The sequence below is a fragment of the Aureimonas sp. N4 genome, from assembly GCF_001463925.1.
GTDB lineage: Bacteria > Pseudomonadota > Alphaproteobacteria > Rhizobiales > Rhizobiaceae > Aureimonas > Aureimonas ureilytica_A.
Genome location: NZ_BBWS01000039.1, coordinates 61,816 through 80,712 on the forward strand (window position 1 = coordinate 61,816; position 18,897 = coordinate 80,712).

An 18,897-nucleotide genomic window follows, 5' to 3' on the forward strand; every position below is an offset into this window, starting at 1 on the left:
CCGGCAATGACTGACATTTGGGAGAGTGCCAGCGCAGGAGGCGGCTTGGCTTGCCTTATAAAGACACATCCTGATACGTCAGAGACATGAATGCGCTTCCTGACCCCTCCACCCCATCCACCGCTTCGGAGCGGATCGGCTTCCTGCTTCTGCCCGGCTTCGCGCTCATGTCCTTCGCCTCGGCGAGCGAGCCGTTTCGCGCCGCCAATATCCTGGCCGGACGCGCGCTCTATCGCACGGTGGCCTTCGCGGAAGGGGGCGGGCGCGTGCGCTCGTCCGGCGCGGCGGAACTGGAGGCCGTAGCGCTGCCGGCGCGCGACTGGGGGCTGGATATGCTCTTCGTCTGTGCCGGCGGCTCGCCGGAGGCGTGGCACCGGCCGGCCGTCCACGCCGCGCTGCGCCAGGCCGCGAGCGAGGGCGTGCGGCTCGGCGGCATTTCGGGCGGCTCCTTCGTGCTCGCGGCGGCAGGCCTCCTGCGGGGCCGGCGCTTCACCATCCACTGGGAACACGCGCCGGCGCTGCGCGAGGCCTTTCCCGATCTTTCGCCCGAGCAGGCGCGCTTCGTGATCGACCGCGACCGCCTGACCTGCGGCGGCGGTGTCGCGCCGCTCGACATGACCCATGCGCTGATCGCCGAGCGTATGGGCGCCGATTTCGCGCGGCGCGTCTCGGACTGGTTTCTCCACACCGAGATCGGCGCGGCGGCCGGGCCGCAGCGCGGCTCCCTGCCGGAGCGCTACGGCGTGCATCATCCCGCCCTCGTCGCGATCCTCGGCCAGATGGAGGCGAGCGTCGAAGCGCCGCTCAGCCGGCAGGCCATGGCGCGGCTGGTGGGCCTGTCCACGCGGCAGGTGGACCGCCTGTTTCGCGAGCATCGCGGCACGACCTTTGCGGCGGAGTATGGCCGGCTGCGGCTCGACCATGCCGCGCGCTTGCTTCGCGAAAGCCCGCTGTCGGTGGCCGAGATCGCGTTTGCCACCGGCTTTTCCAGCGCCAGCCATTTCTCGCGCCGCTTTCGCGAGGCCTTCGGCCGCAGCCCGGCCGAGACGCGCGCGGCCCATCGCCCAGCCTGACGCTTTTTCTGGACGCGGCCGCCCATCCCCTCCATGTGGGAGGGGAGCGAGTTGGAAAGGCGGGCGGATGGCGGGGTCGGACAGACGGGACGAAGGCGGGTCTTCGGAGACGATGCGCGTCGAGGCGGCGCCCGTCCTGGCGCAGGACCCCCATGCCGTGCGCGAGCCCCGGCAGAACAATCTGGAAATGGCGATCGGGCTGGAGGTGCGCGCGCGGCGCAAGGACCTCGGCATCACCGTGGCGGATCTTGCCAGCGCCACGGGCCTATCACCCGGCATGTTGTCCAAGATCGAGAACGGCAATATCTCGCCCTCGCTGACCAGCCTCCAGGCGCTGGCGCGCGCGCTGGGCCTGCCCATCACCGCCTTTTTCCGGCGCTACGAGGAGGTGCGCAACGCCGTGTTCGTACGCGCGGGCGAGGGGGTGGAACTGGAGCGACGCGGGACCCGCGCGGGCCATCAGTACAACCTCCTCGGCCATATCCACGAGAACACGAGCGGCGTCACGGTCGAGCCCTATCTCATCACGCTCACCACCGATTCCGACGTGTTCCCGACCTTCCAGCACGCCGGCATGGAGTTTCTCTACATGCTGGAGGGCGAGGTCGTGTACCGCCATGGCGACCAGCTCTTCCACATGCGTCCGGGCGACAGCCTGTTCTTCGACGCCGATGCACCGCACGGGCCGGAACAGCTCGTCACCCTGCCGAGCCGCTATCTCTCGATCATCGCCTATCCACAAAGCGCCGCCGCGCCCTGACGCCAGCAGGCTGCCTATGAAGAAGGCAATTGCCCAATATTTCTTCTGAGGAATTTTTTATTCCTCCTAGTTGATTCCCGTCCGCATCTTGGCTTACGTTCCGTCCAACGAATGACGGAGACCGGCCATGTGCGGCATCGTTGGATTGTTCCTGAAAGACCCGGCCCTGGAGCCCCAGCTCGGCGCTCTCCTGTCGGACATGTTGATCACCATGACCGATCGCGGGCCGGACTCCGCCGGCATCGCCATCTATGGCGGCGAGGCGGACGGGCAGGCCAAGCTCACCGTGCAGTCGCCCGAGCCCGCCAGCGATTTCGCCGGGCTTGAGGAGAAGCTGGCGGAGGTCTCCGGCGGCTCGGCCCGCGTCACCGTCAAGAGCACCCATGCCGTGATCACGGTGGCGGAGGACAGGCTGGAAGCCGTGCGCGAGGCGCTGGCGGCCATCTCCCCTTCGCTGCGCGTCATGGGCGCGGGCACCAGCGTCGAGATCTACAAGGAAGTCGGCCTGCCCAAGGATGTGGTGGCCCGCTTCGGCGTGTCTGAGATGCACGGCACGCACGGCATCGGCCACACCCGCATGGCGACGGAGTCGGCAGTCACGACCATGGGCGCGCACCCGTTCTCGACCGGGGCCGACCAGTGCCTCGTGCACAATGGCTCGCTCTCCAACCACAACAATCTGCGCCGCGAGCTGGTGAAGAAGGGGATGCGCTTCGAGACGACGAACGATTCCGAGGTCGCCGCCGCCTATCTCACCGCCGAGATGGAGACGGGCAAGGATCTGGGCGAAGCGCTGACCGGCGCGCTCGACGACCTCGACGGGTTCTTCACCTTCGTGGTCGGCACGAAATCGGGCTTCGGCGTGTTGCGCGATCCCATCGCCTGCAAGCCTGCCGTGATGGCCGAGACCGATCAATATGTCGCCTTCGGCTCGGAATACCGCGCGCTCGTGAACCTGCCGGGCATCGAGACAGCCCGCGTCTGGGAGCCCGAGCCCTCCACCGTCTATTTCTGGGATCACGACAAGGCCGCCGCCTGAGGCGCGCCCGTTCCAGGCTTTTGTTTTTCGCATTGTCCGGGCGCGAAAGCCGACCCGGCTTTCGCTGGAAATGCTCTAGCTCCATCGAAGGATCATTCCATGCCCGTCTTCGACTTGGCTGTCACGCCGCTGCGTGAGCTGAACCAGGCGCTCCATGCCGTTCCGGCCGGCACCAACGACACGGCGTTCGAGGTGGTGAACCCGCGCGGCGCGCATTCCGTGGCGGTCGGCATCGACAGCCCGCTCGCCGTGCAGGTGAAGGGCTCGGTCGGCTATTACTGCGCCGGCATGAACGACGGCGGCACCGTCACCGTCGAGGGCTCGGCCGGGCCGGGCGTCGCCGAGAACATGATGTCGGGCACGGTCGTGATCGAGGGCGACGCCTCGCAATATGCCGGCGCGACCGGCCGCGGCGGGCTTCTCGTCATCAAGGGCAATGCGGCGTCCCGCTGCGGCATCTCGATGAAGGGCATCGACATCGTGGTGCACGGCTCGATCGGCCACATGTCGGCCTTCATGGCGCAGTCCGGCAATCTCGTGGTGCTGGGCGATGCCGGCGACGCGCTCGGCGACTCTCTCTACGAGGCGCGCCTTTTCGTGCGCGGCTCGGTGAAGAGCCTGGGCGCGGACTGCATCGAGAAGGAGATGCGGCCCGAGCATCTGGACGCTCTCGGCGAGCTTCTCGCCAAGGCCGGCGTCGAGGGCGTCTCGCCCTCCGAGTTCAAGCGCTACGGCTCGGCCCGCACGCTCTACACGTTCAACATCGACAACGCCGACGCGTATTGAGGCGGGAAGACGGACCGATGAGCTATCAGAACCCTCCCATGCCGCCGAAGAAGTCGGCGACCTTCGACGACCACACGATGGCGGAAATCCGCCGCGCGGCGGCGACCGGCATCTACGACATCCGGGGCGGCGGCACCAAGCGCAAGGTGCCCCATTTCGACGACCTCCTGTTTCTGGGCGCGTCGATTTCGCGCTATCCGCTGGAGGGGTATCGCGAGAAGTGCGACACCTCCGTCACGCTCGGCACGCGCTACGCCAAGAAGCCGATCCATCTGAAAATCCCGATCACCATCGCGGGCATGAGCTTCGGCGCGCTGTCCGGCCCCGCCAAGGAGGCGCTGGGGCGCGGCGCGACCATGGCCGGCACCTCGACCACGACGGGCGATGGCGGCATGACCGACGAGGAGCGCGGCCATAGCCAGACGCTGGTCTACCAGTATCTCCCCTCCCGCTACGGCATGAACCCCAAGGACCTGCGCCGGGCCGATGCGATCGAGGTCGTGGTCGGGCAGGGGGCCAAGCCCGGCGGCGGCGGCATGTTGCTCGGCCAGAAGATCAGCCCCCGTGTCGCTAAGATGCGCAACCTGCCCGAAGGGATCGACCAGCGCTCGGCCTGCCGCCATCCGGACTGGACGGGGCCGGACGATCTGGAAATCAAGATCCTGGAGCTGCGCGAGATCACGGACTGGGAAAAGCCGATCTACGTCAAGGTCGGCGGTTCGCGGCCCTATTACGACACCGCGCTCGCCGTGAAAGCCGGGGCCGATGTCGTGGTGCTGGACGGCATGCAGGGTGGCACGGCGGCGACGCAGGACGTCTTCATCGAGAATGTCGGCATGCCGACGCTCGCCTGCATCCGCCCCGCCGTTCAGGCGCTTCAGGATCTGGGAATGCATCGCAAGGTGCAGCTCATCGTCTCGGGCGGCATCCGCTCGGGCGCCGATGTCGCCAAGGCGCTGGCGCTCGGGGCCGACGCTGTTGCCATCGGCACGGCGGCGCTGGTCGCCATCGGCGACAACGACCCGAAATGGGAAGCCGAGTATCAGGCGCTCGGCACCACGGCGGGCGCTTATGACGACTGGCACGAGGGCAAGGACCCTGCCGGCATCACCACGCAGGACCCCGAGCTGATGAAGCGGGTGGACCCCGCGCTCGCGGGAAGGCGGCTCGCGAACTATCTCAAGGTCATGACGCTGGAGGCGCAGACCATCGCGCGCGCCTGCGGCCACAACCATCTGCACAATCTCGAACCCGAAGACCTCGTGGCGCTGACCATCGAGGCCGCCGCCATGGCGCAGGTGCCCATCGCCGGCACGGGCTGGATTCCCGGCAAGGGCTTCTGAAACCTTTTGGGAAACACGCCGGCGGACCAACCCGACCGGCCTTCCCCACAGGCTCCGACAGTCACGACCACACGACCGGCGCGTCTGGAGGAGAGCGCGCCGGTCCTTCTCCCCAACATGGCCCCATCCTTTCGATCCGCAACCGTCCAAGGGTTCCGCGATGACCGTCGATCTCTCCGCCTATGCCGCCGAGCGCGGTATCCGCTATTTCATGATCTCCTATACCGATCTCTTCGGCGGGCAGCGGGCCAAGCTGGTGCCGGCACAGGCCATCGGCGACATGGCGCGCGACGGCGCGGGCTTTGCGGGCTTTGCCACCTGGCTCGACCTGACGCCCGCCCATCCCGATCTCTTCGCCGTGCCGGACGCCTCGGCGGTCATGCAGCTTCCCTGGAAACCCGATGTGGCCTGGGTCGCGGCCGACTGTATGATGGACGACAAGCCTGTCGATCAGGCCCCGCGCGTTCTTCTCAAGCGTCTGATCGAGGAAGCGGCCTCGGAAGGGTTGCGGGTGAAGACCGGCGTCGAGCCGGAATTCTTCCTCGTGACGCCCGACGGCCAGCAGATTTCGGACGCCTATGACGCGGCCGAGAAGCCCTGCTACGACCAGCAGGCGCTGATGCGCCGCTTCGACGCCATCGCCGAAATCTGCGACGGAATGCTGGAACTCGGCTGGAAGCCCTATCAGAACGACCATGAGGACGCGAACGGCCAGTTCGAGATGAACTGGGAATATGACGATGCGCTGAAAACCGCCGACAAGCATTCCTTCTTTAAGTTCATGACCAAGTCGGTGGCCGAGAAGCACGGGCTGCGCGCGACCTTCATGCCCAAGCCCTTCAAGGGCCTGACCGGCAATGGCTGCCATTGCCATATCTCGGTCTGGAACCTGGAGGGCACGCGGAACGCCTTCGCCGACAAGACCATGCCCTTCGCCCTGTCGGAGCAGGGCCGGCACTTCCTCGGCGGTATCATGAAGCACGCCTCGGCGCTGGCGGCGATCACCAATCCGACCGTCAATTCCTACAAGCGCATCAACGCGCCGCGCACCATCTCGGGCGCGACCTGGGCGCCCAACTCGGTCACCTGGACCGGCAACAACCGCACCCATATGGTGCGCGTACCCGGACCGGGGCGCTTCGAGCTGCGCCTACCGGACGGAGCGGTGAATCCTTATCTGCTTCAGGCCATCATCATCGCCGCCGGGCTCGACGGCATCCGCACCAAGGCCGATCCCGGCCCGCATCGCGACATCGACATGTATCGCGAGGGCCATACGATCACGGACGCGCCCCGCCTGCCGCTCAACCTTCTCGACGCGCTTCGCGATTACGAAAAGGACGACGGTCTGCAGGCGGCGATGGGCCGCGAATTCTCCTCGGCTTATCTCACCCTCAAGCGCCGCGAATGGGACAGCTATTGCAGCCAGTTCACGGCCTGGGAGCACGAGACGACGCTCGACGTCTGAGCCGTTCCGCTCGCCCTGATGGAGATCCGGCGATGAGCCAATACATCCTGACCGTGACCTGCCGCTCCACGCGCGGCATCGTCGCGGCCATATCGACGCATCTGGCGGCCAAGGGCTGCAATATCGTCGATTCCGCGCAGTTCGACGATCTCGACACCGGCCGCTTCTTCATGCGCGTCGGCTTCAACTCGGAAGAGGGGGCGGACCTCGCCGGCGTCGAGGCGGGCTTTGCCGAGATCGCGGCACCCTTCGCCATGACCTACGCTTTCCATGACGCCGCGCAGCGCATGAAGGTGCTGCTCATGGTCTCTCGCTTCGGCCATTGCCTCAACGACATTCTCTACCGCTGGCGCATCGGCGCGCTGCCGATCGACATTGTCGGCGTCGTCTCCAACCATCTCGACTATCAGAAGCTCGTGGTGAACCACGACATTCCCTTCCACCACGTGCCGGTGACCAAGGCCAACAAGCCCGAGGCCGAGGCGCGCATTCTCCAAATCGCGGAGGAGGCGGGCACCGAACTGATCGTGCTCGCGCGCTATATGCAGGTGTTGTCGGACGCGATGTGCCAAAGCATGTCGGGGCGCATCATCAACATTCACCACTCGTTCCTGCCGAGCTTCAAGGGCGCCAACCCCTACAAGCAGGCCTATGAGCGCGGCGTGAAGCTGATTGGCGCGACGGCGCATTACGTGACCGCCGATCTCGACGAAGGGCCGATCATCGAGCAGGACGTGGCGCGCATCACCCATGCGCAATCCTCGGCCGATTACGTGACCATCGGCCGGGACGTGGAAGCGCAGGTCCTTTCGCGCGCGATCCACGCCCATATCCACCACCGCGTCTTCCCCAATGGCGATCGCACGGTGGTCTTCCCGGCGTCTCCCGGCGGCTACGCTTCGGAGCGCATGGGCTGAACGCTCGCGGCGAGCCTCCCGATCAGTCGCCCTGCCGCGCCAGAAGCGCCTGGGCGATGCGCGAGGCTTCGGCGACATGGGTGGCGGCGGCATTCGCGGCGCGCTCCTTATCCCGCGCGCGAATGGCGGCGATCATGCGCGCCATCTGCTCCGGCCCCTCGACATCGCGGCGCTCGGTCTTGATGGTCAGCGAGCGCAGATGGTTGATGCGCGCCGTCAGAGAGCTGACGATGCTCCAGGCGACATCGCAGCCCGCCTCCTCGAAGAGGATGCGGTAAAATTCGCTGGTCTCGGCGAGAACCTGCCGCCCGTCCCGCACGCCATAGGCGGCCTTGATGCGCCCGAGAACGACCTCCAGCCGGTCGGCGGCCTCCGGCCCCTTGCGCTCGGCGCAGGTACCAGCCGCCAGCGCTTCCAGCGCGCCGCGAATGTCGTAGATCTGCCGCGCCTCGTCCAGCGTCGTCTCGGCGACGATCGGCCCCTTCTGCGGCAGAATCGACACCAGCCCTTCCGATTCCAGATGGCGCAGCACCTCGCGCACGATCGTGCGGCTGACGCCCAGCTGCTCGCACAGGTCGCGCTCCACCAGCCGCTCGCCGGGCTTGAAATAGCGCTCCAGAATGGATTCGCGCATCTTCTCCAGCGTCAGCTCGCGCAGCGTGCGTTGCGGGCGCTCGACGCGCAGGCGCGTGCGGCGCGGGTCGGGGGCCGTGGAGCTTGCCACTGTCATGCTCGTTCCGTTTCCTGTCGATGTCCCGATCTGTCTCTATCAGCAGAAGACATGCGTGGCGTGTGGATCGAAGCCAAGCCACACCGTATCGCCTTTCGACAGGCCGCTGATCGCCTCGTGGCCGAAGGGCAGGCGCACCGACACCGTTTCACCCCAGCTCGTGCGCGCCGCGACATGAACGTTCGAGCCTAGAAACGTCATGTCGTCCACCCGCACGGGGAGCGTGCGCGCGTCCTCCGGCTCGCGGCGATGGAGATGCAGGCGCTCGGGGCGCAGAAGCAGCGAGCCCTTGTTCTGCCGGCCGCCGCCGCCGTGAACGGGCACGCCCGGCACGACGAGATCGGGGCCGAGGCGAACATCCGCCACATGCCCGTCGGACGCGAGCACCGCACAGGACAGAAAATCGCTGTCGCCGATGAACTCGGCGACGAAGCGCGTCGCGGGCTCGGCATAGAGCTGCGACCCCGTGCCGACCTGATCGATCACGCCTTTCGAGAAGACGGCGATGCGATCGGACATGCGCAGCGCCTCTTCCTGATCGTGCGTGACATAGAGGATCGTCACTTCCGTTTCCTGGTGGATGCGACGGATCTCGTGCTGGATTTCCTCGCGCAGCTTCTTGTCGAGCGCCGAGAGCGGCTCGTCCATCAGAAGCACCGGCGGATCGTAGGCGAGCGCGCGGGCCAGCGCCACGCGCTGCTGCTGGCCGCCCGACATCTGCGCGGGCTTGCGATCCTCGAAGCCTTCGAGCCGGACGAGGCGCAGCATCTCGCGCACCTTGGCGTCGATCTCGGCCTTGGAGCGCCGGCGCACCTTCAGGGGGAAGGCGATGTTCTCGCCGACCGTCAGGTGGGGAAACAGCGTGTAGCGCTGGAACACCATGCCGATCTGACGCAGATGCGAGGGCGTGGAGAGAAGCGACTGACCGTTCAGGAGAATGTCGCCCGAGCTGGGCGACTCGAAACCGGCGAGGATGTAGAGCGTGGTGGACTTGCCCGAGCCCGAAGGGCCGAGAAAGGTCATGAACTCGCCGCGACGGATATCGAGATCGACATTCTGGACGGCGATCAGCTTGCCATATTCCTTGCGGATGCCACGGATTTGCAGGAACGGATCGCTCACGACTTGAATCCTTTTCGCACCAGGGCGGCGAGCACCATAAGGGCGATGGTGAAGAGGACGAGCAGCGTCGAGGCGCTGGCGATGACCGGCGTCAGGTCCTGGCGAAGCACGGTCCAGATGCGCACGGGCAGGGTCTGGAGCGTCGGGCTCGCCATGAAGATCGCCAGAACCACTTCGTCCCATGAGGTCAGGAAGGAAAAGATCGCCGCCGAGAAGAGCCCGTGCCCGATCGAGGGCAGCGTGATGCGGATCTTGGCCTCCAGCGGGCTCGCGCCGCACAGCACGGCCGCATCCTCGATCGACTTGTCGAAACCCTCCAGCGCGTTGGTGATCGCGAGGATCGAGAAGGGCAGGGCGACCACGAGATGGGCGATCACGAAGCCCGTCACCGTTCCGTTCAGCCCGACGCGCAGGAAGAACGCGTAGAGCGCCACCGCCAGCACCACGACGGGCAGGATCATCGGCGTCAGGAACAGGGCTTTGAGCGCCTCGCGCCCCCGGAACCGGCCGCGTACCAGCGCGAAGGAGGCGCAGAGCCCGATGCCGACCGAGAAGAGCGTGACGAGACAGGCGATCTGGAAGCTGACCCAGGCCGATTCCAGCCAGCGCGGATCGGCGAAGAACTCGGCGTACCAGCGCAGCGTCCACGAGGGCGGGGGGAAGATCAGCCATTGCGACGAGCCGAAGGAGAGCGCCGCGATGAAGAGGATCGGCAGGAGCAGGAAAGCCGTCGTCAGAAGCGTGATCGCGATCAGGACATAGCGCCACCAGCCGAGGCGTTCGAAATGCAGAAGCATGTCAGCGCCCTCCCATTTCGGACGTGCCGAAGAGCTTGAGCTGCAACGCGTAGAGCGCCAGCGTCACGACGAGGAGCACGAAGGCCGCCGCGCTGCCCATGCCCCAGTTGACGAGCGACTGGACGAACTGGGCGACGAGTTCGGCGAGCATCATGTTGGACGTGCCGCCGAGCAGCGCGGGCGTGACGAAATAGCCGAGCGACATGACGAAGACCATGAGCGCGCCCGCCGCCATGCCGGGCGCGGCCAACGGCACGAGAACGCGCCAGAGGCACTGCCAGCGCGTCGCCCCACAGAGCGCCGCCGCCTGGAGGATGGCCGGGTCGATGCGCCGGATGACGCCGTAGAGCGGCAGGATGATGAAGGGCAGCATGATATAGACCATGCCGATCGTGACACCGACGAGATTGTTCACGAGGGTCAACGGCTGGCTGATGATCTCGAGATTCATCAAGGTCTTGTTGATGATGCCGGTGCGCTGGAGAAGCACCATCCAGGCATAGGTGCGGGCCAGGAGATTGGTCCACATCGACAGGAGCAGAATGGCGAAGACGATGCGCGACCAGCTCGGCGGCATGATGGCGAGCGACCAGGCCACCGGAAAACCGATCAGGACGGCGAGCGCGGTCACGAGGCCGGACACGGTGAACGTGTTCAGGAAGACGCGCAGATAGGTCTGGGAGCCCAGCAGCGTCTCATAGTTCTGAAGGCCCGGTTGGGGTTCGAGAACGCTGCGCAGAAGCAGCGACACCACGGGTACGACGAAGAAGACGAAGAGAAGCAGCAGCGCCGGGACCGCCGGGCCGAGCCCGGCAGGCAGCCAGCGCCGCCGCTGCGGGCGCGCGATCAGGGCCGGACTGTTGGTGAGATGGGACATGGTCACTCGCCCTTCTGGGTCAGGGGCAGGGGAGGGCAGGACAAGCGCGGGCGAGGCGGCGCGCGGGGGCCGCCTCGATCCGCCGCCCCTTACTGGGCCTGCCAGGCGTACCAGCGGGTGCCGATCTCGTCGCGGTGCTGCGCCCAATAGGTCATGTCGGCATTGACCTGGCTCGCCTTCTGCTGGTCCGGCAGGGTCTTGGCGACGGCGGGGTCCATCAGCGCGGGGGAGCCGGTGTTGGTCGGAGCGTATCCCGTCAGCGCCGCCATCTGGGCCTGCGCCTCCGGCGAGGTCGCGAAGGCGATGAACTTCATCGCGTTCTCCTTGTTCTTCGTGCCCTTGGGCACGACGAGGGCGTCGGCGGCGGTGATATTGCCGTCCCAGGAGGTCTCGACGGGCACGCCGTCATGGGCGAGCGCGGTCAGGCGTCCGTTCCAGAAGGAGCCGTAGGGCGCTTCGGCGGAGGCCAGAAGCTGCTGCGACTGCGCCCCGCCCGACCACCAGATGATATCCGACTTGATCGTGTCGAGCTTCTTGAAGGCGCGGTCGAGGTCGAGCGGATAGAGCTTGTCGGCGGGTACGCCGTCGGCCAGAAGCGCCGCCTCGATCACGCCGGGGGCGGACCATTTGTAGAAGGTCCGCTTGCCCGGGAACTTGGCGGTGTCGAAGAGGTCCGCCCAGGTCTTGGGGCAGGCGGCGACCGCGCCCGAATTGCAGCCGATCACGAAGGAATAATAGAAGGAGCCGACCGAATGGTCGGTGACGAAGCGCGGGTCGAGCTTGGTCTTGTCGATCACGCCGAAGTCCAGCGGCTCCAGAAGCCCCTGCTGGCCCGCTTGCACGGCATAGTCGCCCTCGACATCCACCACATCCCAGGTGACGCCCTTGGCCTCCACCATGGCCTTCAGCTTGCCGTAGTCGGTCGGCCCGTCCATCAGGACGTTGACGCCGGCCTTGGCCGCGAAAGGATCGGCCCAAGCCGCCTTCTGCGCGTCCTGCGTCGTGCCGCCCCAACTGGTGAAGACCATGTCGGCGGCAGACGCCGGCAGGGCGACGACGATCGGCGCTGCGGCGGCGAGAAGCGCCGAGAGAAGGAATGCGCGTTTCATGAGATCTGTGCTCCGAGGGTTCGAGGGGCTGTCACGGCCTGCATTCCATCGGCGCGCCTTCGCGGCGCGCCGGTCCTCCCTAGCCCCGGTCCGGGGCCGATCCGTTGGAGCCCGTTCGACGACCCGTTCGGGTCGGCCCAGCGGGTCCTTTTCGCCCCCGTTTCGTTGCCAATGTCAGTCGATGCTCCCGGCATCGACTGCGTTTGGCGCCTCACGGGGACAAAAATTCCCTCGCCGGCCCTCCGCCGACGGGTTGTCGAACGGGCTCTCAGCGCATCACGAACGGGTCCGGGATCGGATCGTCCGAGGTGCGCAGCCAGACGGTTTTCGTCCTTGTGTAGTCGAGCGCGGCGGCGAGCCCGCCTTCGCGCCCGTGGCCGGACCGCTTGAAGCCGCCGAAGGGCGCGATGGGCGAGACGGCGCGGTACGTGTTGATCCAAACGACGCCCGAGCGGATGGCGCGCGACACGCGATGCGCCCGCGTCAGGCTGGTGGTGAAGATGCCGGCTGCGAGGCCGAAGGCAGTGTCGTTGGCGAGACGGATCGCCTCCGCCTCGTTCTCGAAAGAGACGACCGAGAGGACGGGGCCGAAGAACTCTTCCGCCAGCGAGGGCGAGGCCGCGCCGTCGCAGTCGAGAATGGTGGGCGGGTAGAACCAGCCCGCGCCGTCCGGCACACGCCCGCCCGTTACGAGCGTCGCGCCCGCCTGGAGCGAGCGATCCACCAGCCCCTGGATATGCTCGCGCTGGCGCAGCGTGCAGAGCGGGCCGACCTCCGTCGCGCGGTCGAGCGGCGCGCCGATGGCGACGCGCTCGGCCTTCTCGGTCAGGAGCGCCAGCATCCGCTCCTTGGCGGCGCGCTCCACCAGAAGGCGCGAGCCCGCGACGCAGCTTTGACCCGTGGCGGCGAAGATGGCGGCGACCTGCGCATTGGCCGCGCTTTCGAGATCGGCGTCGGCAAAGACGACGAAAGGCGACTTGCCGCCCAGCTCCAGCGAGGTGGAGGCGAGGTTCTCGGCCGAGCCGCGCACGATATGGCGCGCCGTTTCCGGCCCGCCCGTGAAGGCGACATGGGCGACGAGCGGATGGCGCGCCAGTGCCGAGCCGCAGGCCAGGCCGAAGCCGGTGATGATATTGACGACGCCCGGCGGAAAGCCGGCTTCGTGGACGAGCCGGGCGAATTCCAGAAGCGGGGCCGGCCCGTCCTCGGAGGCCTTGACCACGAGCGTGCAGCCCGCCGCCAGCGCCGGGCCGAGCTTGACGGCGGCCAGGAAGAGCTGGCTGTTCCACGGCACGATGGCGGCGACGACGCCCACCGGCTCGCGCCGCGTCCAGACCTCCATATCGGGCTTGTCGATCGGCAGGACCGCGCCTTCGATCTTGTCGGCCAGCCCCGCGTAATAGCGGTAATAATCCGCGACATAGGCGATCTGCGCCGATGTCTCGCGGATGATCTTGCCGGTGTCGCGCGTTTCCAGCTCGGCCAGAACCTGCGCATTCTCAGCCACGAGATCGGCGAGGCGGTAGAGAAGCTTACCGCGCGCGCTCGGCGTGAGGCGAGGCCATTCGCCTTCCCACAGCGCCCGGTCGGCCGCGCGCACCGCGCGGTCCACATCGCCCTCGCGCGCTTCGGGCATCTCGGCCCAGGGCGCGCCGGTGGCGGGGTCGAGGCTTTCGAACCGCGCCTCGCCGTCCGTGAAAGCGCCGTCGATATAGGACTGGAAGCTTCGCATCGGATCAGGCTCCGAAGGCCGGCATGACCTCGGCGATGAAGCGTTCGAGCGAGGCTTTCTTGCGCTCGAAGCTCATGCCGGTGTCGATCCAGAAGGAATATTCGTCGTATCCCATGGCCTCGTAGGCCTTGATGCGCTCGATCACCTCGCCGGACTCGCCCACCACATTGTTGCGCCGCATGGCTTCGGCCGAGATCATCGGATTGGCGAGGAGTTCCTCGGGCGACAGGCGCTCGATCAAGCCCTGATGGACGGGCCGCTCGTTCTTGAACCAGGCGAAGAAGTAGTTGTAATAGACCGACAGCTCGCGCGCGGCCTCGGCGACATCGGCCTCGTCCGAGCCGACATAGGTGTGGCGCAGGAGCATGATCTTCGGCCGCGCTTTCTCCGGGTGCGCCGCGCAGGCCGCCTCGAACCGCTCCATCAGCGTGCGCGTTTCGCCATCGTCCTGCCAGAGGGGCGTCACCTGCACATTGCAATCGTTGGCGACGGCGAATTCATGGCTGTTGGGATCGCGCGCCGCCACCCAGATCGGCGGCCCGCCGGCCTGCACGGGCTTCGGCGCCGATGTCGTGGACGGGAAGGTCCAGAACTCGCCTTCATGGGCATAGTCGCCAGCCCAGATGTTCTTCACCGCCGGGATCAGCTCGCGCATCCGCTGGCCCGCGCCCCAGGCGTCGAGGCCGGGGTGCAGCCGCTCGTATTCGTAGGAATAGGCCCCGCGCGCGATGCCGAGGTCGAGCCGCCCGCGCGTGATGAGATCGGTCATCGCCGCTTCACCCGCCAGCTTGATCGGGTGCCAAAAGGGCGCGATCACCGTGCCCGTGCCGAGCCGCGCCTGTTTCACGCGCGAGGCGAGATCGGCGATGGTCACGAACGGGTTCGGCGCGATGGTGAAATCCATGCCGTGATGCTCGCCGGTCCAGATGGCGTGCATCCCGCCCCGGTCGGCGATCTCGCAAAGCTGGAGAAACTCCTCGTAGAGGTCTTCCTGCCGCTGGCCCGCGTCGAGGCGCTCCATATGGACGAAAAGGGAGAACTTCATGGGGTCAGGCCTTTCGTGCCAGCGGATGAACCTGGCCGGCGGTCTCGTTGCCGACATAGACGCCGAAATTGCCGAGCGCCCGCTCGGAGACGAAGCGCCTGAGAATGTCGGCGGCGTGGGTCGTTGCGAGCCGGTCCATCGGCAATGCGTCCAAGGGGAAGAAGCGGCCCGTCTTCGGCTCGCCCGCTTCCGCGACGGAGCGATAGACGATGTTCTGACGCCGCCCCGCCCGGTCCTCGAACACCGAGAAGAGATAACCGGCCGCGATCTCCAGCCCGAGCCGTTCGGAGAGATCGGCCTCGATCGCGGTCACCGGATCGCGCTCGCCGAGCATCGTGCCGGGAAGGGCGAAACGCCCATCCGCTTCGGACACCAGCAGGATCTCGCCGGCGCGCTCCACCACGGCCGAGACGATCGTCTCCTCGTTCGTGGCGGCTCTTGCGGCCTTGGCTTCGAGCGAGGGCGTAAAATATCCGCCCCTGACATAGCCGAGCCCGTTGCGGCCGGAATTCTCGAAGCCGCCGACGCGCCCGATCAGGATGGCATGGTCGCCCGCGTCCACGATCCGGTCCGTTGTGCAGTCGAACCACGCCGCCGCCGCCGGGAAGACCGGGGAGCCCACCGGCCCGTCGCGCCAGTCCACCGCCGAGAACCGATCCTCGACCGGCCGCGCGAAGGTGTTGGAGACGTCCTTCTGATCTTCGGCGAGGATATTGACCGCGAAGCCCGACGCGCCCGTGACATGGGCATAGTTGCGCGAGGTCTTGGCGAGGCACACCAGAAGCAGAGGCGGATCGAGCGAGACGGAGGCGAAGGAATTGGCGGTGAAGCCGATCGGGCCGCCCTCAGCGGTTCGGGTGGTGACGACGGTGACGCCGGTGGCGAAGGCGCCGAAGGCGTCGCGCAGGGCGCGGGGGTCGAAAGAGGTCATGCCGTTTCCTCCGGGGAGTTCGTCAGCGTCGCAACCAGTCCGATAGAAGCCGGTTCACCTCGTCCGGCGCGGTGAGGTTCACCATATGGCGGTGGCCCTCGATGATAGCGGCCTCGCCCTTGGGCGCGGCCTCGGCCATGGCCCGGCTCATGGCCGGCGTGGAATTGGGGTCGCCGTCGCCCGTCACGAAGAGGGCGGGGCATTCGATATCGGGCCAGGTATCGGCATAGGTCGCGTCGCCGCCGGCAAAGGCGGCATAGGCCGTGGCGTAGCCGGCCGGGTCCACGCGGCTGAGCCAGCCGCGCGTCAGGCGGTAGGCGGGTTCATGCTCCGCGCCTTCGCCGAACCAGCGCCGGAGCGGCCCGTCGAAATCCACCGCCCCGCCCGCGGCGATCTCGGCCGCGCGAGCGAGAACGGCGGCGCGCGCTTCCGGCGAGCGGCGATACACGCCGTTGAGCAACGCGACGCGGGCGATGCGCGGGCCGAAGCGCGCAGCCGAGCCGCCGGCGATCAGCGCGCCCATGGAATGACCGGCGAGATTGACCCGGTCCAACGCCAGTTCATCGAACGTCCGGCCGAGCCAGTCCACGAAGACCTCGAGCGGCGCTCCCGGCGGCAGGGGCGCGCTCTCGCCGTGCCCCGGCATGTCCAGCGCGATGACGCGGTGCGTGCGCGACAGGGCCTCGATCTGCGGGCCCCAGGCGTCCAGCCGCATCCCCACGCCATGCACGAGGACGAGCGGCTCGCCCGAGCCGGCCTCGTGGAAAGCGGTGCCGCCCGCCGTCCTAGACCGCTGCGGGGTTGGCGACATCGTGGCCCAGATCCTTGAGGTCCTGATAACGGTCGCCGATGCGGTGGTGCGGACGCCCGCCCACGGACGCACCGAGCGCGACGAGAATTTCGTTCGCCGCCGGTGCGTCGGGCACCGAGGTCTGGATGGTCAGGTAATGGGAGCGGCGGCCCTCGTCGTTCTTGTCCATGAGAGGGATCATGACGGGCGCGTTGGCGGGCCCTCGGGTGTTGCAGAAGGCAAGATAGGATTTCGCGCCGACCGCCTGCCGGTAATGATTGCCGAAACGCAGCGTGTGGATCAGTGCCGAAGCGTGCTCGATCTCGCCGTCGAGCCCGACCACGGCCGACTTGCCATAGGCCTCCACCGCCTCGCCCGAGCCGACGGCCTCAAGGATCATCCGCGTCAGAAGCTCGCCCAGGATCGGCGCGCCGGCATGGATCTCGGGCTTCAGATCTTCCACGAAGCCGCGCCCGGCCCAAGGGTTCCGCACCACTGCGATGGCGGTGAAGAGCTTGAGCGGAACCGGCGCCGCCTTGCCGCCCTCGACCAGGGTCGTCTCGACCTGCAGCAGCGTTTTGCGAATGTCCATCTCAGGAAGCCTTCTCGACCTTCAAAACGTACCGTATCATGGTATACCAAAATACGATCTGTCAATCGCCCGTTGCAACGTGGTTCGTGGCGATCCGAAGGAAGGGGCCGGACGTCTTCATTCGACCTCTTGAAGGGCGCCGTCGCAAACGCGGTCAGGGTGTTGCGAGCCTATGTGCCCTGGGCGGAAGCGGCCGAGGATTCGGGGGGGTCTCGGTCCACAGGAAACCGACGCCAAATAGCACCAGGGAGGCCGACACCGATCATCGACGAGCCCTCGACGTCGTCCACGCGCAGGCGCCACCTGCTGCCAGCCCTGGTACGAGTCGCGCAGCCTCGGAACCGATATCGCAAGCGGAACCAGAGAGAGCGACGCGCTGGCCACCGCCGACGAGGACGGCCAGCGTCTGCTCGCGATTCCCGGTATTCGACTGCTTGTGGCCACGGCGCTCGTCGCGGCCGTGGCTGTTGGCGTTGAGTTCAAGGGGGCGGTGACATCGCTGCCTGGCGCAGCCTCGTTTCACGCCAGCATCCCAAAGGCGGTTCATCGCCTCTGCCTGGCATGTCCGGGCGCGGCATCAGCCATCTGCGGCGTTTGTCTGTTCACGGAGGGAGGTCTGCGAGAGCGACAAAAGAGAGGCTCCGTCCGTGACTCGATCCGCTCCAGACGCGCGCACGAGACTCTCGTTCGGGCAGACGATGAAAGCAACCGCCCTTCCTAGGCGTCCTCCAAGACGAACGCAGTCTGCGCCTCCCGTGAAAATCGCCGTCTTCACCGACTTTTCCGCGTCCCGCCGCCGGGATCACAAGTGGAAGACTCCAGCTCGAAGCGATCCGATCTTCTGAAGACCCGTCGATCGCGAGCCCCACCTTTGTCGGCGGGGCTCGCGCATGGCTCCCCGATCAGCCGAACACGGCCGTCAGCGCACCGTCGATGGCGGCGGTGATGGCGTCGATCTCGGCGGCGCTGACCACCAGCGCCGGGGCAAGGCAGAGCGTGTTGTTGAGGCCGGGGATCGAGCGGTTCGACGCGCCGATCATTACCCCGCGCGCACCCGCTTCCGCGATGACGCGCGCCACGCTCTTCTCGTCCACCGGCTCCTTGGTCGCGCGATCCTTCACCAGCTCCGCGCCCTGGAACAGGCCGAGCCCGCGCACATCCCCGATGACAGCGTGCTTCTCTTTCAAAGCTTCGAGATTGCCGCGCAGCCGCGCACCCATGGCGAGGCAGTTGTCGAGCAGTCCCTCGTCCTCGATGATGCGCATGTTTTCCAGCGCCGCCGTCGGACCCGCCGTGCAGCCCCCGAAGGTCGAGATGTCCCGGAAATGGGCCATCGGATCGGCGTCGTCCTTGAACTTCTCGAACACGGCCTCGGTCGTCACCGTGCAGGAGATCGCCGCGTAGCCGGACGCCACGCCCTTGGCCATGGTCACGAAATCAGGCTGGACGCCGAAATTCTGGTAGCCGAACCAGGTGCCGGTGCGCCCGAGGCCGCAGACCACCTCATCGATATGCAGGAGAATGTCGTACTTGCGGCAGATCTCCTGAACGCGCGGCCAGTAGCCCTCGGGCGGCACGATGACGCCGCCCCCGGCGGTCACGGGTTCGAGGCACAGAAGGCCGATCGTGTCCGGCCCCTCGCGCAGGATCACCTCCTCGATGGCGTCGGCCGCCCGCTCGCCATAGTTCTCGACATCCCACTGCTTCCGGTATTCCAGGCAATGCGGAACCATGACGAAGCCGTCCGGGTAGGGTCCGTACATGGCGGCGCGCTGCAACTGGCCGG

At 67.1% G+C, this 18,897-nt stretch carries 18 protein-coding genes; 7 read left to right on the top strand and 11 right to left on the bottom strand.

Annotated features, from left to right (window positions below; translation table 11 throughout):
* Window positions 1-86: 86 nt before the first annotated feature.
* The 7 genes from AUL28_RS11755 to purU all read left to right on the top strand — a co-directional run bounded on the left by AUL28_RS11755 (window position 87) and on the right by purU (window position 7,386).
* A complete protein-coding gene (locus AUL28_RS11755; RefSeq protein WP_062232668.1) occupies window positions 87-1,073 on the top strand; it encodes a GlxA family transcriptional regulator in 987 nt (328 codons plus the stop codon).
* 67 nt (window positions 1,074-1,140) lie between these two features.
* Window positions 1,141-1,833 carry a helix-turn-helix domain-containing protein gene (locus AUL28_RS11760; protein WP_058599754.1) on the top strand — a complete coding sequence of 231 codons (693 nt, stop codon included), beginning with the start codon at window positions 1,141-1,143 and terminating at the stop codon, window positions 1,831-1,833.
* A gap of 127 nt (window positions 1,834-1,960) precedes the next feature.
* Window positions 1,961-2,872 (top strand): class II glutamine amidotransferase, encoded by a 912-nt coding sequence (locus AUL28_RS11765; RefSeq protein WP_062232670.1) that lies wholly within the window; start codon window positions 1,961-1,963, stop codon window positions 2,870-2,872.
* Between the two features lie 99 nt (window positions 2,873-2,971).
* A complete protein-coding gene (locus AUL28_RS11770) occupies window positions 2,972-3,658 on the top strand; it encodes a GXGXG domain-containing protein (RefSeq protein WP_062232672.1) in 687 nt (228 codons plus the stop codon).
* A gap of 17 nt (window positions 3,659-3,675) precedes the next feature.
* On the top strand, window positions 3,676-5,001 hold the full coding sequence (locus AUL28_RS11775; RefSeq protein ID WP_058599751.1) for an FMN-binding glutamate synthase family protein: 1,326 nt from the start codon (window positions 3,676-3,678) through the stop codon (window positions 4,999-5,001).
* Between the two features lie 160 nt (window positions 5,002-5,161).
* Window positions 5,162-6,469, top strand: a complete 1,308-nt coding sequence (gene glnT, locus AUL28_RS11780) for a type III glutamate--ammonia ligase (RefSeq protein ID WP_062232675.1) — start codon at window positions 5,162-5,164, stop codon at window positions 6,467-6,469.
* Between the two features lie 32 nt (window positions 6,470-6,501).
* Window positions 6,502-7,386, top strand: a complete 885-nt coding sequence (gene purU / locus AUL28_RS11785) for a formyltetrahydrofolate deformylase (RefSeq protein ID WP_062232678.1) — start codon at window positions 6,502-6,504, stop codon at window positions 7,384-7,386.
* Between the two features lie 22 nt (window positions 7,387-7,408).
* Here the strand turns inward: purU and AUL28_RS11790 are convergent, their stop codons facing one another.
* The 11 genes from AUL28_RS11790 to AUL28_RS11840 all read right to left on the bottom strand — a co-directional run.
* Window positions 7,409-8,116: a GntR family transcriptional regulator gene (locus AUL28_RS11790; RefSeq protein WP_062232681.1), complete on the bottom strand. Its 708-nt coding sequence runs from the start codon at window positions 8,114-8,116 to the stop codon at window positions 7,409-7,411.
* A 39-nt stretch (window positions 8,117-8,155) separates the two neighbouring features.
* On the bottom strand, window positions 8,156-9,238 hold the full coding sequence (locus AUL28_RS11795; RefSeq protein WP_062232684.1) for an ABC transporter ATP-binding protein: 1,083 nt from the start codon (window positions 9,236-9,238) through the stop codon (window positions 8,156-8,158).
* The gene (locus AUL28_RS11800; RefSeq protein WP_062218899.1) at window positions 9,235-10,035 is read right to left on the bottom strand and encodes an ABC transporter permease; all 801 of its coding nucleotides are present in this window, start codon (window positions 10,033-10,035) and stop codon (window positions 9,235-9,237) included. Before AUL28_RS11800 ends, AUL28_RS11795 begins: the two co-directional genes overlap by 4 nt.
* A 1-nt stretch (window position 10,036) precedes the next feature.
* On the bottom strand, window positions 10,037-10,912 hold the full coding sequence (locus AUL28_RS11805) for an ABC transporter permease (RefSeq protein ID WP_062232687.1): 876 nt from the start codon (window positions 10,910-10,912) through the stop codon (window positions 10,037-10,039).
* Between the two features lie 89 nt (window positions 10,913-11,001).
* Window positions 11,002-12,021: an ABC transporter substrate-binding protein gene (locus AUL28_RS11810; RefSeq protein ID WP_062232690.1), complete on the bottom strand. Its 1,020-nt coding sequence runs from the start codon at window positions 12,019-12,021 to the stop codon at window positions 11,002-11,004.
* 268 nt (window positions 12,022-12,289) lie between these two features.
* Entirely contained in the window at window positions 12,290-13,753 is a 1,464-nt protein-coding gene (locus AUL28_RS11815) for an aldehyde dehydrogenase (protein ID WP_062232692.1), read from the bottom strand.
* A gap of 4 nt (window positions 13,754-13,757) precedes the next feature.
* Entirely contained in the window at window positions 13,758-14,798 is a 1,041-nt protein-coding gene (locus AUL28_RS11820; RefSeq protein WP_062232695.1) for an LLM class flavin-dependent oxidoreductase, read from the bottom strand.
* Window positions 14,799-14,802: 4 nt separating this feature from the next.
* On the bottom strand, window positions 14,803-15,729 hold the full coding sequence (locus AUL28_RS11825; protein ID WP_062232697.1) for a flavin reductase: 927 nt from the start codon (window positions 15,727-15,729) through the stop codon (window positions 14,803-14,805).
* A 22-nt stretch (window positions 15,730-15,751) separates the two neighbouring features.
* Window positions 15,752-16,540 (bottom strand): alpha/beta fold hydrolase, encoded by a 789-nt coding sequence (locus AUL28_RS11830; RefSeq protein ID WP_062232700.1) that lies wholly within the window; start codon window positions 16,538-16,540, stop codon window positions 15,752-15,754.
* Entirely contained in the window at window positions 16,515-17,111 is a 597-nt protein-coding gene (locus tag AUL28_RS11835; RefSeq protein ID WP_058634807.1) for an amino acid synthesis family protein, read from the bottom strand. The genes AUL28_RS11830 and AUL28_RS11835 overlap by 26 nt, the downstream gene beginning before the upstream one ends.
* Window positions 17,112-18,013: 902 nt before the next feature.
* Window positions 18,014-18,897, bottom strand: an 884-nt coding sequence (locus tag AUL28_RS11840) for an aminotransferase family protein (RefSeq protein WP_156419944.1), incomplete at its 5' end; no start/stop codon positions are given.